Origin of the sequence: Arthrobacter globiformis NBRC 12137, from assembly GCF_000238915.1 — a bacterium.
Classification (GTDB): domain Bacteria; phylum Actinomycetota; class Actinomycetes; order Actinomycetales; family Micrococcaceae; genus Arthrobacter; species Arthrobacter globiformis.
The window spans coordinates 1-15,854 of record NZ_BAEG01000070.1; the positions used below are offsets into that span (position 1 = coordinate 1).

Here is a 15,854-nt window from a genome sequence, read left to right on the forward strand (position 1 = left end):
CCAGCTGGACCCACTTTTCGACAGTGCCGGTCTCCAGATTCACAACCGCCTCGTACGACCGCGCCGCGGCCCGGTCCACCAAAACAGCGTCCGCCTCACGCCCCACCTGCACACCATTGCGCAGGTCCTCCTTGGCCGGCTCACGCAACTCAACGCTAATAAAACGGAACGACTCCGCCGCCGCCGGCCCCTCCTTCAAAACCGCCACCGCACGGGAAATCTCCTCCCGCGACAACGGATCCAACGGATGCGCCACCCCAACAGCGGCTGAAGTTTCAATGTCGAGAGTCATGCTTATCTCCTTGATAAATCGGAATGGGGGATGCATACGGCGCGAAGGTCAAGCGCTCCGGAAACGGGGCTTGAAGTAGCCGAGGGTAGTCACGGTGGTTGTTGACCCAAACACGCCCGGCCTGGATCTCGTGCCCGGTCCCGTTAGCTGGTGTGGCCGTGGGGCTAATGGATGCGAAAGGTCCCTAAATTCTCAGAACTGTTCGGCGTTGTCCGAACTGTTCATCACCGGTGCAAGTGAACGTCCTCTGTTCCAGAGAGTCAGCCGGGCTCTGCGCCGAACCTGGCGATGTGATCCCGGTCACTTGCATTCCTTACAAGAAGCAAAGCTATGCCACGAAATTCATTTAGGCGAGGCTTTCATAAACATTTACTTGAGAAATTCCGGCGCATAAATTCCCACTCCAGTTAACATGTTGGAAACATTCGGAAACACGGGCATACCTATCGCTGACGGCCTCCGAAATGCTAATGTTCTGCACCTTGGCTCGATGACTTGCGCCGCCCTCGGAGTAAGGCGAGCGCGCCCCACCCGAAGGGAGAGTTGGTACCCAGTGTCTGCACGCGGTGATCGCTTTATCACTCCCCGTTCGCCGGTGGAGGGTCTGCGCCGCCGGAAACTTTCCTTCTTGCCGGTCTTCGCGCAGGCGGTTGCCGGCGTGGCGCCTGCAGGTGCCATGTCCGTCATTCCGGCTCTTGTCTTCCCGGGTCTTGTCTTTGGATCCAACGGACCGAACCTCCTGGTGACATTCGGCGTGGCCATGGCCGTCATGGTCCTGGTTGCCTTCTGCCTAAGACCAATGGCACAGCGCATGGCAGCCGTCAGCGGCCTCTACAGTTACACCGCCAAGGGACTTGGGCAGCGGACGGCGATCACCGCCGGATGGTCAGCCATTTTCGGTTACGGCCTCGTGGCCATGGCCGCACTGCTGCTTGTTGGCGTCTACGTCGGCCAACTATTCTCCAACCTTGGGGTCCCCGCTGCAGACTCCAAGGTGTTCACAGTGCTGGTCATACTTGCCTCCGCGGCTACCGCTTGCCTCCTCATGGTCAGGGGGATCCGCATATCGGCGTGGTTCATGGTGTTGATGGAGTCCATCTCGATCGGAGTCCTCGCCACCCTGATGATCATCTACTTCGCCGTCAACCCGTCGAAGCTCAGTCTCGGAAGCGTGTTTGCCTGGAACGGAAATTTTGACGCGCTACCGATCGGCATCGTCGTGGCCGTTAGTGCCTTTGTCGGTTTCGAAAGCCCGACCACGCTGGGAGGGGAGGCGCACAGACCCTTCGTTACCGTCCCCCGAGCCATCACCTGGACCCCCATCCTCATGGGTGTGCTTTGCCTTCTCGCCGTGACCGCCCAAGATGCAGCGCTCAAGGAGGCACCGTTAAGCATCGCAGCGAGCTCTACGCCGTTGTCTGACCTCTTTTCCCAGTCTTCACCTGTCTCCGCTGCAATCCTTGACCTTGGCATCGCTGCATCGTGGTTTGCGTGCGCGATCGCCTCTGTTAACGCCCTTGCCCGGATATTTTTCTGTATGGGCCGGGAAGGGGTTGCACCGAAAATAGCCGGCAGGACCCATCCCGTCTTTCGAACCCCTTCGATGGCCATCATGGTCATAATGCCCGTAGTTGCCATCGTGCCCATTGCAGTCGTGACTTCAACTGCCAGTCCGGAACGGGGGCTCGTGAACCTCCTCACGCTGGGCGCCTACGGATATCTGGGGTCCTATATCCTTGCCAGCGCGTCCCTGCCCTTCTTCCTGCGCCGGATCGGGGAGAGTACCTACGCCAGCTGGATACTGGGAGCCGTAACCACCCTCGCCCTCGGAGCCGTCTTTTGGACGGCCGCAGCGGCATCTATCCGCACGGGCAGCCTTGAGACCGTTATCTACGCGGGCGTCCTCCTGGCTAGCACCATGTATGCGACGTTCCTACACTTCCGATTACCAAGGCGTCTGGCGGCCGTCGGCATCTATGACGAAACCCGGGAATTGGACCTCTTTCATGGCAGGCCCACCCCATGACCTACAGGCCCACACACTCCGGACCCAGCACAACGTCAAACCCGCTCAGGATCCTGGAAATCGTGGCACGGTTCGGCACCGGGACAACGGCTAAAGAGGTCACCGATGCCCTGCAGATGCCCCAGGCGACCGCGTATCGGATCCTGAATTCGCTCGTCGCGGACGAATATCTGGCCCGCACGTCCGACCTCCGCGGATTTGCTCTAGGTCAGGCGATCTCGGGGCTCATTACGGCTGCGACTCCCCCAACCGTTCCCACCGCAGCCCGCGCCCTCATAGAGGAATTTCGGGGCGGGAACCGTTTCGCCGTGCATCTCTTGATGTTCCGCAGCGCTTCCCTCAGAGTCGCCGATGAGGACCCGGATTATCGGCTCCACTCTGTTTTCGAAATGCTCCGGTATCCGCACGCCTCTGCAGCAGGAAAACTGATGCTTGCTGAACTTGGGGATTCGGCCTCCCCATTCCCTACAGGACCGTTGGTGAAGCTGACACAGCACACCATCACAGACAGTGGTCAACTGGAAGAACAACTCGCGGAAATTAGGCTCAAAGGCGAGGCATCGGAAATCAACGAATTGGAACAAGGATCCGCCAGTCTCGCATTTCCCGTAAGGCTGCCCAACGGCGTGGCCGGCGCAGCCCTGTGCCTGTCCAGCCCGGCAGAGCGGTTCACGGCAACCCGCGAGCACGCAGAAGCCGCCCGTGAACTGGCCTCACGGCTGGCACCTTTCCTGTTCTGATTAACGTCACATAGGCGCGTCAGGCAGTCCTGACGCGCCTTGCGTGTGGCGATCTTGTCTTTCTTCTTGCACCGCCCCGGCGAACCGGAACTCGTCCCCGTCCGCGACGGCCTTATCGGGCGTGGTGCCGGGGTAGACCTGCTCCCAGAGGACCTGGTCCTCCGGGTTCGATCGTGACGCTCATGCCGGCACCCCGAATGCCTCCAGGTCCAGGATGCCCTGCTCCTGAAGGCTGACCTGATGCATCTTGGAAATAGCCAGACTGCGAACCGTTTCACCGAAGACTTCGTCGGGGTCGAGGCGGCGCAGTTCTTCGGCGAGGCAGTCGCGGAGGCTGCGCCGCGGCAGGGAGATCCGTTGTGCGGGCTGCCCGGGCTGGGTGAGTTCGGCGACGGTGTGTCCAGGCCGGAACAGCCGGATGATGCCGGACGTCTTGATCAGCTGAACGCCGCGGATTCCGGTGCCGGGCGCGTCCGCGAGGATGTTGACCGGCACGTCCAGGGCCTGCCTGAGCCACGCTGCGAGCAGGATGGTGCTGGGCGAGTCCGAGGCGCCCTCGACGGTGACGGCGGTAATCGGCGTGGCGTCGGCCTGATCCAGAACTGCAGCGAGCTTAATCCGCCAGTTCGTTAGCCGCGTCCAGGCCAGGTCGGTATCGCCTGCCCTGTAGGTGTTCCGAATATTCTCCAGCGCCCACCGGGGGTCCGCCTCGTTGGCCGAGTCCGTGATCCGGCGGTGCGCAATCCTGCCGATCGAGGTTTGGCTGGCATTCGCCGGTGCCCCGTTAGACCACCAGGCCACGATCGGGGCGTCGGGCAGCAACAGTGCGGCAACGAGGGACTCGCTTTCCTCGGCGAGTTCACCGAAGCCGCGCAGCACGATGACCTCGGACGCGCCCGCGTCCCCGCCGACCCGGATCTGGGCGTCCAGGTGGGTGGGTTCCTCCGGAGAACCGGCAGCCAGCACGATGATCCGGCAGGGGTGCTCGCGGCTGGCCTCGTTGGCCGCCTCGATCGCTTCCTCCTCCAGTCCTGACTTTGTGATGACCACCAGGGTGAGGACCCGGCCGAGGGCGATCACGCCGCCCTGCGCGCGCAGGGATTGGACCTTCTTGGCAACAGCAGAGGTGGTGGTGTTGGGGAGATCTACAATCATGGCCTTCTCCAAGTGCGTCCGTCGCGGGTAAGCAGCTCATCCGCCGAGGCTGGGCCCCAGCTGCCTGGCGCGTATGGCTCGGGCAGGTCGGGCAGGGAGGCCCAGTACTCCTCGAACGGGTCCAGGATCTTCCAGGAAAGTTCCACCTCTCGGTGGCGGGGGAACAGCGGCGGCTCGCCGAGAAGCACGTCCAGGATCAGCCGCTCGTAGGCTTCGGGGCTGGACTCGGTGAACGCGTGCCCGTAGCCGAAGTCCATAGTCACGTCCCGGACTTCCATCTGGGTGCCGGGGACCTTGGACCCGAACCGGATCGTGGCGCCTTCGTCGGGCTGGACCCGGATCACCACGGCGTTCTGGCCGAAATCGTCGTCGCTGTGGCTCCCGTTCCCCTGGTTACCGAACAGCAGGTTCGGTGCCCGCTTGAACACCACCGCGATCTCCGTCACGCGGCGGCCGAGCCGTTTGCCGGCGCGCAGGTAGAACGGCACCCCGTTCCAGCGCCGGGTGTTGATGTCCACCCGGATCGCGGCATAGGTTTCGGTGGTCGAGTCGGCCGGGATGCCGTCCTCTTCCAAGTAGCCCTGGACCTGCTCCCCGCCCTGCCAGCCGCCGGTGAATTGGCCACGGGCCGAATGCGTGGACAGGTCTCCCGGGAGCTGAACGGCGGCCAGGACCTTTTCCTTCTCCGCGCGCAGGTCATTGGCGTTGAAGGAGATGGGCTCCTCCATGGCGGTCAGGGCGAGCAGCTGCAGCAGGTGGTTCTGGATCACGTCGCGGGCCGCGCCCACGCCGTCGTAATACCCTGCCCGGCCGCCGGTGCCAATGTCCTCGGCCATGGTGATCTGCACGTGGTCCACGTAATTGGCGTTCCACAACGGCTCGAAGAGCTGGTTGACGAAACGCAGAGCCAGGATGTTCTGGACCGTCTCCTTGCCCAGGTAATGGTCGATCCGGAACACCGCGTCCTGCGGGAACACCGATTCGACGATGTCGTTCAGCTGCCGGGCCGATTCGAGGTCGTGCCCGAACGGCTTCTCAATAACCACCCGCCGCCACTTCTCGCCCTCGGCCTGCGCCAGGCCGTGCTTCGAGAGCTGCCGGCAGACCAGTTCGAAGGCCTTCGGCGGGATCGACAGGTAGAACGCGTGGTTTCCCCGCGTACCGCGCTGCTCGTCCAGTTCGGCCAGAGTGGCGGAAAGCCGCCCAAAGGCGGCGTCGTCGTCGAACGCGCCCTGAACGAAACGAATGCCCTCGGAAAGCTGGTCCCATACCGCCTCAGAAAATGGCGTCCGGGAATATGCTTTCACGGACTCCTTTATCGCGGCCTTGAGATCCTCATTCGTCCGGTTCTGCCTGCCGAAGCCCACCAGTGCAAAGCTCGGCGGCAGGAGTCCCCGGCTTGCGAGGTCATAGACAGCGGGCAAGAGTTTCTTCCGTGCCAAGTCGCCGGTGACACCGAAGAGCACCAGGGACGATGGTCCGGCCACCCGGGACAGCCGGCGGTCGCGCGGATCCCGCAGCGGGTTCTGCCCGGACCTCACATTCGAATCAGGGTAAGTAACAGACATTGTTGCCTTCTAACTTTCGACATGCAGTGCGTGTCGACCGACGGTCACGAGAGAACTAGCTCGCGAGTCTCCCCGAAGGGAACGGTGTCGCTGAGCGTGAGCGTGTACCGGCCAGGATCATGGCGGGTGACCAGGATGCCGGCAAACTGTTGGGGCGCCCGGCGGAGCAATGCCTCTGCATCGTCGAGCAACTCGTAAAGCCGAACAGGGTCATTAATGAGGACTTCCACGTACTCGGCGGCCTGACTAGACATGATGAACAGCTTCCTTCCCAGGGGTCAGGGTCCCCCAATATGCCAACCCCTCATCCTCGGGGTGTGCTGTGTCTTAACTCCGTCGGTGGCGTCCCGCGCCGTAAGGGTGCGGGACGCCACCGACAATTAGCGACCTAGACGATGGCTGCGCGGAGTTCCTTCGCGGCCACGGCGGGGTCGGCTGCACCGTAGATGGCACCGCCGGCGACGGCGACATCGGCGCCGGCCTTCTGCACGTCACCGATGGTGGCGAGCTTCACGCCGCCTGCCACGGAGAACGGAACGCGGGCTTCGGCACCGGCGCGGAGCAGACCGTTCAGGTCAAAGCCCGGCTTGGCCTGCTCGTCCAGGCCGGCGTGCATCTCAACGAACTTCGCACCCAGGGCGCGGACTTCCTTGGCCCGGGTGACCTTGTCCTCGATGCCGATGAGGTCAACGACGACGCCCTTGTTGTGGGCCTGGGCTGCCTTGACCGCACCGGCGATGGTGGAATCGTCAGCGGCGCCGAGCACGGTGACCAGGTCAGCGCCGGCCTTGAAGGCGATGTCGGCTTCGAGCTCGCCGGCGTCCATCGTCTTCAGGTCAGCGAAAACGATCTTGTCCGGGTGGGCTTCCTTCACGGCGGTGATGACGGAAAGGCCTTCGGCCTTGATCAGCGGCGTGCCCAGCTCGATGATGTCGACGTACTCGGCAACCTTGCCGGCCAGTTCGAGAGCAGCTTCGGTGGTCAGGAGGTCGATGGCAACTTGGAGCTTCATGATGTTGTTTCTTTCTGTCAGGGAACTGCAATTGGGTGTGGAAAAACGTTGGGTGAGGAACTGAAGGCCTCGGTTACCCGGGGTTGGCGGTTACTCGGGGTTGGCGGTTACTCGAGGTTGGCGTGGCGCAGCCACAGCTCCTCCGCCGGCTGGGCGTCGTTGTCCCAGAGCGACTGGAAGATGGCCTCGGTGGCAACGAAAAGTACCTGCTCGAAGAGGGACCCGGCGTACTGGCGGGAAACGCTGGAGCCGTGGTCGGTCTTCTGGGCGGCAGGAATGACCACCACTGCATCGGCGAGGCCGGCGAGCGGCGAATCCGGGTTGGTGGTGAACGCGGCAATCCGCGCGCCGGCCTTCGCTGCTGTTTCCGCTGCCTTGACCACTCCGGAGGTCGTTCCCGATCCGGAGGCGACCAGGAGCAGGTCGCCGGAGCTGATGGCGGGTGTGGTGGTGTCGCCGGCGACGTGGACGTTCAGGCCCAGGTGCATCAGCCTCATGGCAGCCATGCGCAGGACGAGGCCGCTGCGACCCGCTCCGGCTACGAACACGCGGCCCGTCAGGCTGATGTGGCGTGCCAGGCTGGCCACCTGCTGCTCGTCGATCTTGGCCGCCGTATCCGCGATCTCGTCCCTTACGAGGGACAGATTGCGGACAATGTCATCTGTGGTGCTGTACACCGCAGTCGTCGCGGTTGCTGTCGGATTCACGGTTTTTCCCTTCGATTCGGCCATCGGCCTGTAGCAGCCGAGTGGATGCTTTCTGGTTGATATCCATGATTCCGAAGCAAGCGGGCAGGGGTAACACTGTTTTCTGACGGTTTTGACTACCCTTAAGGATTGGTCCGGTTCGGAACGGGCGTTCAGCAACGGAAGTGACACCAAAGCCTCTTGCGGGAGATCAAAGGCCTTTAAGTACTCCCGGACTGTAGTATTAGCCCAACCCATAGCCCATCTTCGGAGCGCAGACTTTTGGCCTCGCCGACACCCTTCGAGTCGCAGATTTATCGGTCATTGCCCGAAATCGAGCGGGCCGATGCGATTGTCGACAGAATCTCCACGGCCATCTCGCTCGGGCTGCTCAAGGTCGGTGAACGACTGCCACCTGAAGCGGCACTCTCGGAGATGTTCGGCGTCGGCGGCGCCACCCTTCGCGAAGCCTTGGGGGAACTGCGCGAGCGGGGCATCGTTGAGACCCGCAGAGGTCGGAGCGGGGGATCCTTTGTCGTCAAGCAGCCTCAGAGCCAGACCGACGCCATCCGGGATTGGTTTCTCTCGACGTCTATTTCTGAAATACGCGACCTCGGAGACGAACATTCGGCCATAGCCGCCACCACCATTCGCCTGGCATGTGAACGCGCGGAAGCTCATGACTTCGAGCGTCTCCAAGAACTTGCGCGGGCATTGGTTCTGGCCCGGACCCCCGAGGTCCGTGCATCTGCTGACAGCCGCTTCCACATCGAGTTAGCAGTATCGGCGCAGTCACCGAGGCTGGCCAACGCCGAAATCCGGCTTCAGGAAGAGTCAGTCCAACAGTTGTGGGCTCCGCTCGGCGTACCACTTGACCCTGAAACGGCAACCGCAGAACACTTGGAGCTGGTCCGGGCAGTGGCCCAGGACCAACCCGAGAGGGCCCAAAAACTGGCACTTGAGCACATCAGGCGAAATATTTTTCACCTTATAGACACGAAACTGACCCTCGGTTACAGCCAATCAATCCAGGAACCCAATGAAGCCCGACACTGAAGTCGTACACGCTGCCAATGCCCTCACTTCGTGGACCAACGGCGTCTCCGCGGAGATCGAGGACCTTTCCAGAAACGTCGCCTCGCTGCTTGAACGAAATCTCGTCGGCAAGCCCAAGGTCGATAAAGCTGCCTTGGCCGGCCTGGACAAACTCTCACGCGAGTTCCTTGCGAAGAACACTTTTGCCGTAGGTGCCGGAACGTTCTTCGCCCATGCATCCGTTGAGGAGGGCGGCCGGACCTTGGACTGGTGGTCCCGCAAGGGATCCGGTTCCGTCGGAAGGCTGGATTTTGATCTGACTCCGGGCAGCAACCGGTATTACGACTATGAGAAGCTGCCGTTTTTCTCGACCGCCGCTTCCACAGGTGAACAGACTCTCTGGGGCCCGTACATCGACTATCTCGGCTTCGAGGAATACATCCTGACGTTCACCGCACCGTTTTCCGTTCATGGAACCTTCACGGGGGTTGCCGGATGCGACATTCGGATCAAGGACCTGGAACCCCTCATCATGCCGCACTTGCGCGGCATCCCGGGCGATGCCGCCCTCGTCAACGCCAGTAACCGCGTCATTCTCGGCAACTCCGGGATGTACCTGGTCGGCGAGCGGATCAAATCCGGGTCTCCGGAGCAGCACCGAATGGCCTTGGATGTTCCACACCTGGGGCTCTCCTTGATTTACACATCAACGCGTCATACCTCGTGACCCTGTAGGCGGCCGTCTTGGGGGACGGCCGTCCAGCCAACCCCGCTGCTGTGACATAAAACCTTTGCCGGTATAGCTTTAGCGTCCCGCGTGAGCGGCCTGGCACCCGCAAGGGAAACAGCCCATAACCGGGCGGCCATCCAACGCTGCGTGACCTTTCAGCGCCATCACACCCGCGTGTGCGATGGACGCACTGCCCGGACTCAAGTCCCGGCGGGCGCTTCAACGAAGCACAAGATTCCCGCGATTAAAAGCTATTGCATTGCAGCTTTAAGGAGTAATCTTCGAAGTGATCTGTTTCACAGGAGAGCCCAGGCGTGCACGTCCACACCGCAGGCTCGGAAGCCTTCAGCTCGAAGATCCGGCGCTCATGGCCGAGCCACCGGGGCTGGAGAGGAATCACCGATAGCGGCTTCGCTTTCAGGCAGGGTTCATTGACGAGCCAGGCCTGAACTAGCGGCGGAACCGGGACGAAGGTGTCGTAATCGGGGAAGAGCTTCCTCATCCGTCCTGCGATCTGACACAGGACGTAGACAAAAATCTGACAACGCTTAGTTGTTCAAGGGAGATTGTTATGAGTGAAAATCGTTTGGATGGGGGCGATGACCTGGAGAGGTCTATCGACTGGAAGCAGGGTCTGGCCATTGCGCTGGGCGTACCCCTGCTAATTCTGCCCTCCCTGGGCTACCTTCCGATGTACCTGTCCGCCGCAGCAATTCTTATCTGGGGACTGTCGGTCGTTCAGGGCTTCTTTCAGAACGCTGCATACGCTGAGATGGCTACGACCTTTCCCAAGGCCTCTGGCCTGCCGGGTTTCGCGCAGCATATTTTTCGCACCGAGAACTACAAGGGAAAGTACGACAAGAGCAAGTTGATCGGCGGCTTCAGCGCCTGGAGCTACTGGTTCGCCTGGACCCCCGTACTGGCGATTTTTTCCATCCTGGTGGGCGGTTACCTGCATGGGCTTTTTCCGGTGCTGGGCGAAACGTTTACCGAGTACCAGCTCTCACTGATATCCGGGGTGGTGATTTTCGGCGGACTGTTCGTGGTCAACTGGTTCGGCCTCAAGGATGGCGCCAAGTTGGGTTACATCCTAGCTGCGTTTTCCCTGATACCGCTGGTTGTCCTGACCGTGGCGCCTTTTGCTACCGGACACGTAGAGATGACCAACATCACGGGCAGCTGGATCCCGGCCGACTGGTCGTGGGACATGCACCACATCCTGATTCTCCTGGGCATTTTTGCCATCGCTCAGTGGAGTGCCTGCGCTTGGGAAACGGCAGCCATCTACGGCCCGGAATACAAAAACCCGGCCAAAGATGTCTCCAAGGCGTTGTTTGCCTGCGGCATCATTTGCTTCTTCTCGTTCGTACTGGTGCAAGCTGCAGTGATCGGCGTGCTCGGTGTTGACGGCGTACTGGACGAACCCGTATCGCCCTTGATTCCGGTCGCCCAGGCAGTCTTTGGCCAAGCCGGCTCCATGATCACCATCATCATGCTGATCGCGGCGATGATACTGATCATCCAAACGGCCTATCTGGGCTCGTCCCGCGCAATGCACTCCATGGCGACCGAAGGCAACCTCCCCCGGGCCCTCGGCAGAACGAACCGCCACGGCACTCCGGCTGTTGCCATGCTGGTCATCGGAGCCTTCAACCTGGTGCTGATTTCGATGGGAAACCCCGCCGCGATTGTCGCGGCATCGGCGATCGGCTACACCTGCGCCAACGGCATCAGCCTGTTCGCCTACGTGAGAGCCAGAAAGCACCCCGCCTTTGCTGGCCTGGAAAGGCCCTTCAAGGCACCCAAGGGCTGGAAACACGTCGCCATGCTCTTCGGCCTGTTCAATCTGCCCCTGTGCCTGATAGGCGTGGTTTACCTCAACAGCTTGGAGATCGGCTGGACCCCGACGTGGGTCGGCTTCATCGTACTGGCGCTCTACATCCCCATTTGGTTCTATTCCCAGCACGAATCGCGCCGCTCCAACCAGAAGGCAGCAACTGACCGCTCGTCAGATCATGATGCGGCCGATAGGGAACGGGTTCCAGATCCCATGTGACGCAGCCGGCAGTGCCGGCCGCCCAACGCGGGTCAGCTCGTCCGCGCAGTAGTGTGACCCCATAAAGACAGGAAGGCAGGACCGTTGAAAAACGGTCCTGCCTTCCTGCGTTTCCTCGGGGACGCTGCATCATCATCATCAACCGCTACCACGCGAATACCCTCACATCGAACTTTTTGGTCCCATCGCGCGCCTCGCGGGACGAGAAGCAACTTGCCCGGCGGCAGCGGTTGCGCCCGGACTGCTCGCCGCCAAACCAAGCAATCTTCTGGAGGTGGCACCCGGAAAGATCAAGGCAAACGTTACGGTCCAGGAGACAAAAATGTCTCTTTGCGTGAATATTCCAAAAAAAGTCTGGACTAGATGAATTAGGAGGAGTAGGTTTGCTTGTGGGACGAAAAAGCGTGACCGGCATCACACCAGCAGACCTCGGTGAAGAGCTCTACTGGCCCCTCTGGAAGCAGAGGATGTCGGGTTTTGCAGGTCCCCTCCCGGAGCTTAGCCCGGCTTGAGATGACCTTCAGCGCAACTTTATTTGCACCCGAAGACGAACAGTCCTGACAAACCATTAACCCAGGAGAGACCCATGGAAACCATCCTCACAGGAACTTTGACCAAGGCCGGATCCATCCACAAGGTAGTAGGCGGATATGTCGGTCTGCCGCCGATGAACGAGCCCGGCACTGTCGCCGCAATCGGTGACTCCCTCCATAACCCTGAGGGGTCGGTCATGAGCGCCGGCTTCTTCGAGCTGAAGGCTTCCGAACCCCTGGTGTACACGTACACCTACGACGAGATGAAGGTCGTCATCAAGGGCGAGTTCATCCTCACCGACCAGGCGACGGGCGAAGTCACGCACGCGAAGGAGCGCGACGTTCTGTTCTTCCCCAAGGGCACCACGGTCAAGTTTGAGACCCCCGAGTACGGCCTGGGGTTCTTCACCGGCGAGCGTTCCTTCGCACCGTAAGGATCCGACCATGTGTTCCGCGTCCATGCCGCCGGCAGCAGGCACAGGCCTGGAACCTGGTTTCCGCGGTGTCATCTGTGCGTCCTTTGGCGCCACAGGTGACACCGCGGGTCAACACACCGGTGTCCAGCCCAGGCATGATCTCCGTTTCAAAGCTGCAAACCCCGAAGCCCTCTCGGAGCTGAGGTCCGTACTTGAACGTTCGCACGTTGGAGTTCGCCTCGTGCTCGCCGGGCCACCGGCGGACATCCGCGCAGCCGCGGCCGCCGCCGCGGAATGCGGACTGCAGCAGGAGGAGCTCACCCTTCTCAGTGACGAGACCGCTCCCCGGGTAATTTACTGCCCGCACTGCCACGCGACCACCACAACCGTTCGGCCGGCCGGCTCCGAGGTCCAATGCCGGGGATGTGCCACCAGCCTGGCCACCACAGATCATTTTTCCCGCCGAATGGGCGCGTACCTAGGGTACTCGGCCCACGCCGAGGAGGCATCATGACTATCACGGCGCTCCCGATCACTGCCCACCCGGCGGTGGAAGGTGGCCTCCAGCTGGAGGTGACCAACATCAGTCCCCAGACGGAATCGATTGTCAGCATCACGTTGGCTGATCCGTCCGGGGCACGCCTTCCGTCCTACGTCCCGGGCAGCCACCTGGTGGTCCAGTACGGCAGCGGCGTCAACGCGTATTCGCTCACCGGCTCGGGCAACGGCCCGACCGAATACACCATCTCCGTCCTCCGGGTCGAGGACGGAGCGGGTGGATCGGTGGCAATGCACCAACTCGGCGTAGGTGACCGCGTGTACGTTTCGCGGCCCCGCAGTGCTTTCGCCCCGGCCTCAACAGCCACCCACCACCTGCTGATCGCCGCCGGCATCGGCATCACGCCGGTCCTCTCGCACGCCCGTGCGGCAGCGGACCGGGGCACGACCTCCTCCCTGATCTACGTGTACCGGCCCGGGGCCGGAGCCCACGTGGAAGAGGCCCGGGACCTGCTGGGACCTGCCCTGACCGAATGCAGCGACCGCAACAGTTTCCAGAAGGTCCTCGCCGAACAGCTCATGACCCAGAGCCTGGGAACCCACCTCTACGTCTGCGGCCCGGTTGCCTTCATGGATGCGGTTCTGGATCAGGCACGGGAGCTGGGATGGCCACCGGCGAGGCTGCATTCGGAAGCCTTCGGTGCGGCCGAACTGGACGACGGCGAGCCGTTCACCGTTAACCTGGTCCGCAGCGGCCTCAAGCTGGACGTGCCGTCCGGCGCGTCGCTTCTGGAAACGCTCGAAAAGGCAGGGAAAACCATCCCCAACATGTGCCGTAAAGGCATCTGCGGAGAATGTGTCCTGCCGGTCCTCCGGGGAACCCCGCAGCACCGGGACCTCTATCTGACCGACCAGGAAAAGGCCGAGAACACCACAATGATGTGCTGTGTTTCACGCAGCGAAGACCCAGAATTGGAGTTGGACCTTTGAGCATCACTCTCGACAAAGACACTGACACCGCCACCCTCCCGGAACGCATCAGGCGCTTTCCATTCCCGTTTCTCGGTGACCAGTACCGCTATAGCGCCAACGTCGAACCGGCCAACAAAAACGTGCCGACAGACGCCGGCGCCTGGGGGGCCGGGCTCATCGACATCGACGAGTTCTACCATAAGGAACTGGCCGACCGCGAGGCGATCCTGGCCCGCGACCCCTCGCGCATGGCCGTCCTGCCCCACATGCGGCCCGCCGTCTGGGACACGATCGCCACCCTGCTTCCCGCCATGGCCGCGGAATACCCGGACATCATGTCCTTCCACCGCGAGGGGAATGCATGCCGCTGGCAGAACAAACTCCAGGACCTCGACGTGCAGTTCACCGTGGGCGACGACGATTCGCTGCCCACGGGCCCCCTGAGGTTCCTTGGCACTCAGATCCAGGACGACATCGTTCTCCTCGACATTCGGGACAACACGATGTGGCTCGACGCCGGTCTGGTCACCTTCGCCGCGGACTGGTCGTTCAATTTCGACGTCGGGATGAGCTTCCTCGAAATCCACGGCCCCGTACCGCGGGTCAAGGAAGAAAACATCATCAGCCGTGCCGAACAATTCCTCATGCGGCTGCAGCCGGGCGAACAGTTCCGTCGCACCAACTGGACCATGACCGTCGGCAACCGGCTGGACACCTCCACCGAAACCTACCCTGAATGGGGACCGGACCGCGGAACCATCGCCACTGACCCCGACATGCCGGACAAGCTCCACCTTCGCGTGGAAGTCCAGCACCTGATCCGGCTCCCCCACACCGGGGTCCTGCTGTTCCTGATCCGCAGCTACCTCCTGCCCCTAAGGGACATCGCCAAGGTCCCGACCTGGCGCCAAAAGTTCGGCCACGTCCTGGCCGAACTCCCGGACGACATGGCCGAGTACAAAGGCATCATCCGCTACCGCAAGGCTGCGTCCGACTGGCTGCTGGCAGGCTAAAACGCCGGCTCAATCCCCAACCATTGCTATTACCTACAGTCTTATGGAAGTAATCCATAAAAAAGGCTGGACTAGATGATTAACATGGCGTAGCTTTTTCTACACGAACGGAATGCACGTGGCCGGTATCACACCGGCAGGTGGTCCCTCCCGGTTCCTAAGAGCTCGGAGGGGCCCTCAGCACAGTCTTATTTGCACCACCGATGAACAGTTCTGACGAAGACGAACAGTTCTGAGAATCCGGGGACATTGCCCCCAAAAACAACACCACCTAAGCAACCTCATCCTGAACCAGGATTTATCAAGGAGTTAAGCATGACTATCGACATTGAAACTTCAGCCGCTGTTGGGGTGGCGCATCCGTTGGATCCGTTGTCGCGGGAGGAGATTTCGCGTGCGGTGGCGGTTTTGAAGGAGGGGCCGGCGGCGGCGGAGTCGTTCCGTTTTATCAGCGTTGAGTTGCGTGAGCCGGCCAAGGAAGACCTGCGTAATGGTGTGCAGGTGGCGCGTGAGGCGGACGCGGTTCTGGTGGACCGGGCCGCGGCGCGTTCGTACGAGGCGGTTGTGAACCTGGAGACCGGGACGGTGGATCGGTGGACGCAGCTGGCTGCCAATGTCCAGCCGCCGTTCATGCTCGATGAGTTCGCCGAGTGTGAGGAGGCGTGCCGGAAGGACCCGAAGGTTATCGAGGCTTTGGCGAAGCGGGGCCTGACGGACCTGGACCTGGTCTGCTTCGAGCCGTGGTCGGTGGGGTATTTCGGTGAGGACGCCGAGGGCCGGCGCCTGATGCGTGCCCTGGTCTTCGTCCGGGACGAGCCCGATGACAGCCCGTACGCGCACCCGATCGAGAACTTCATCGTGTTCTATGACCTGAACGCCGGTGAGGTCGTCAGGCTCGAGGATGACCAGGCGATCCCGGTCCCGTCCGCCCGGGGCAACTACCTGCCCAAGTACGTCGGCCCGGCCCGCACGGATTTGAAGCCGATCGAGATCACCCAGCCCGAAGGGGCGTCCTTCCAGGTCACCGGCAACCATGTCCAGTGGGCCGACTGGTCCTTCCGGGTCGGGTTCACCCCGCGTGAGGGCCTGGTCCTGCACCAGCTGAAGTTCCGTGACCAGGGC

Annotated in this window: 15 protein-coding genes and 1 pseudogene; 10 read left to right on the forward strand and 6 right to left on the reverse strand. The window is 61.8% G+C overall.

The window, feature by feature from the left end:
* Positions 1–292 (reverse strand): annotated as a pseudogene (locus ARGLB_RS12430) (primary-amine oxidase); the annotation flags it as partial.
* A gap of 628 nt (positions 293–920) precedes the next feature.
* Here ARGLB_RS12430 and ARGLB_RS12435 point away from each other — a divergent pair.
* Entirely contained in the window at positions 921–2,318 is a 1,398-nt protein-coding gene (locus ARGLB_RS12435) for an APC family permease (RefSeq protein WP_245531528.1), read from the forward strand.
* Positions 2,315–3,058 carry an IclR family transcriptional regulator gene (locus ARGLB_RS12440; protein WP_003802965.1) on the forward strand — a complete coding sequence of 248 codons (744 nt, stop codon included), beginning with the start codon at positions 2,315–2,317 and terminating at the stop codon, positions 3,056–3,058. The genes ARGLB_RS12435 and ARGLB_RS12440 overlap by 4 nt, the downstream gene beginning before the upstream one ends.
* A 180-nt stretch (positions 3,059–3,238) precedes the next feature.
* Here ARGLB_RS12440 and ARGLB_RS12445 read toward each other — a convergent pair whose 3' ends face one another.
* From ARGLB_RS12445 to hxlB, 5 genes are all read right to left on the reverse strand, one after another.
* Positions 3,239–4,213 carry a glucose-6-phosphate dehydrogenase assembly protein OpcA gene (locus ARGLB_RS12445; RefSeq protein WP_003802968.1) on the reverse strand — a complete coding sequence of 325 codons (975 nt, stop codon included), beginning with the start codon at positions 4,211–4,213 and terminating at the stop codon, positions 3,239–3,241.
* A complete protein-coding gene (gene zwf / locus ARGLB_RS12450) occupies positions 4,210–5,781 on the reverse strand; it encodes a glucose-6-phosphate dehydrogenase (protein ID WP_003802971.1) in 1,572 nt (523 codons plus the stop codon). Before zwf ends, ARGLB_RS12445 begins: the two co-directional genes overlap by 4 nt.
* A gap of 44 nt (positions 5,782–5,825) precedes the next feature.
* Positions 5,826–6,035, reverse strand: coding sequence for a hypothetical protein (locus tag ARGLB_RS12455; RefSeq protein WP_003802974.1), 210 nt, complete (start codon positions 6,033–6,035; stop codon positions 5,826–5,828).
* Positions 6,036–6,169: 134 nt separating this feature from the next.
* Positions 6,170–6,793 carry a 3-hexulose-6-phosphate synthase gene (gene hxlA, locus ARGLB_RS12460; protein WP_003802977.1) on the reverse strand — a complete coding sequence of 208 codons (624 nt, stop codon included), beginning with the start codon at positions 6,791–6,793 and terminating at the stop codon, positions 6,170–6,172.
* A gap of 107 nt (positions 6,794–6,900) precedes the next feature.
* Positions 6,901–7,500 carry a 6-phospho-3-hexuloisomerase gene (hxlB, locus tag ARGLB_RS12465; RefSeq protein ID WP_003802979.1) on the reverse strand — a complete coding sequence of 200 codons (600 nt, stop codon included), beginning with the start codon at positions 7,498–7,500 and terminating at the stop codon, positions 6,901–6,903.
* Between the two features lie 303 nt (positions 7,501–7,803).
* On the opposite strand from hxlB, the gene ARGLB_RS12470 reads away from it, so the two are divergent.
* From ARGLB_RS12470 to ARGLB_RS12510, 8 genes are all read left to right on the forward strand, one after another.
* Positions 7,804–8,535 carry a FadR/GntR family transcriptional regulator gene (locus ARGLB_RS12470; RefSeq protein WP_245531530.1) on the forward strand — a complete coding sequence of 244 codons (732 nt, stop codon included), beginning with the start codon at positions 7,804–7,806 and terminating at the stop codon, positions 8,533–8,535.
* Positions 8,519–9,241 (forward strand): cache domain-containing protein, encoded by a 723-nt coding sequence (locus ARGLB_RS12475; RefSeq protein ID WP_003802981.1) that lies wholly within the window; start codon positions 8,519–8,521, stop codon positions 9,239–9,241. The genes ARGLB_RS12470 and ARGLB_RS12475 overlap by 17 nt, the downstream gene beginning before the upstream one ends.
* 574 nt (positions 9,242–9,815) lie before the next feature.
* Entirely contained in the window at positions 9,816–11,300 is a 1,485-nt protein-coding gene (locus ARGLB_RS12485; RefSeq protein ID WP_003802982.1) for an APC family permease, read from the forward strand.
* Positions 11,301–11,886: 586 nt separating this feature from the next.
* Positions 11,887–12,267, forward strand: a complete 381-nt coding sequence (locus tag ARGLB_RS12490) for a cupin domain-containing protein (protein ID WP_003802983.1) — start codon at positions 11,887–11,889, stop codon at positions 12,265–12,267.
* 25 nt (positions 12,268–12,292) lie between these two features.
* On the forward strand, positions 12,293–12,763 hold the full coding sequence (locus ARGLB_RS24460; RefSeq protein ID WP_139023334.1) for a dimethylamine monooxygenase subunit DmmA family protein: 471 nt from the start codon (positions 12,293–12,295) through the stop codon (positions 12,761–12,763).
* Positions 12,760–13,737, forward strand: a complete 978-nt coding sequence (locus ARGLB_RS12500; RefSeq protein WP_003802985.1) for a PDR/VanB family oxidoreductase — start codon at positions 12,760–12,762, stop codon at positions 13,735–13,737. The genes ARGLB_RS24460 and ARGLB_RS12500 overlap by 4 nt, the downstream gene beginning before the upstream one ends.
* Positions 13,734–14,732, forward strand: coding sequence for a heme-dependent oxidative N-demethylase family protein (locus ARGLB_RS12505; protein WP_003802986.1), 999 nt, complete (start codon positions 13,734–13,736; stop codon positions 14,730–14,732). Before ARGLB_RS12500 ends, ARGLB_RS12505 begins: the two co-directional genes overlap by 4 nt.
* Positions 14,733–15,047: 315 nt before the next feature.
* Positions 15,048–15,854 (forward strand): copper amine oxidase (locus ARGLB_RS12510; protein ID WP_003802987.1); only part of this gene is annotated, 807 nt, incomplete at its 3' end.

Excerpts from the sequence above, each read along its gene's own strand:
- ARGLB_RS12440 (WP_003802965.1), top strand. The coding sequence starts at position 2,315 with ATGACCTACAGGCCCACACACTCCGGACCCAGCACAACGTCAAACCCG.
- ARGLB_RS12445 (WP_003802968.1), bottom strand. The coding sequence starts at position 4,213 with ATGATTGTAGATCTCCCCAACACCACCACCTCTGCTGTTGCCAAGAAG.
- zwf (WP_003802971.1), bottom strand. The coding sequence starts at position 5,781 with ATGTCTGTTACTTACCCTGATTCGAATGTGAGGTCCGGGCAGAACCCG.
- ARGLB_RS12455 (WP_003802974.1), bottom strand. The coding sequence starts at position 6,035 with ATGTCTAGTCAGGCCGCCGAGTACGTGGAAGTCCTCATTAATGACCCT.
- hxlA (WP_003802977.1), bottom strand. The coding sequence starts at position 6,793 with ATGAAGCTCCAAGTTGCCATCGACCTCCTGACCACCGAAGCTGCTCTC.
- ARGLB_RS12475 (WP_003802981.1), top strand. The coding sequence starts at position 8,519 with ATGAAGCCCGACACTGAAGTCGTACACGCTGCCAATGCCCTCACTTCG.
- ARGLB_RS12485 (WP_003802982.1), top strand. The coding sequence starts at position 9,816 with ATGAGTGAAAATCGTTTGGATGGGGGCGATGACCTGGAGAGGTCTATC.
- ARGLB_RS12490 (WP_003802983.1), top strand. The coding sequence starts at position 11,887 with ATGGAAACCATCCTCACAGGAACTTTGACCAAGGCCGGATCCATCCAC.
- ARGLB_RS24460 (WP_139023334.1), top strand. The coding sequence starts at position 12,293 with ATGCCGCCGGCAGCAGGCACAGGCCTGGAACCTGGTTTCCGCGGTGTC.
- ARGLB_RS12500 (WP_003802985.1), top strand. The coding sequence starts at position 12,760 with ATGACTATCACGGCGCTCCCGATCACTGCCCACCCGGCGGTGGAAGGT.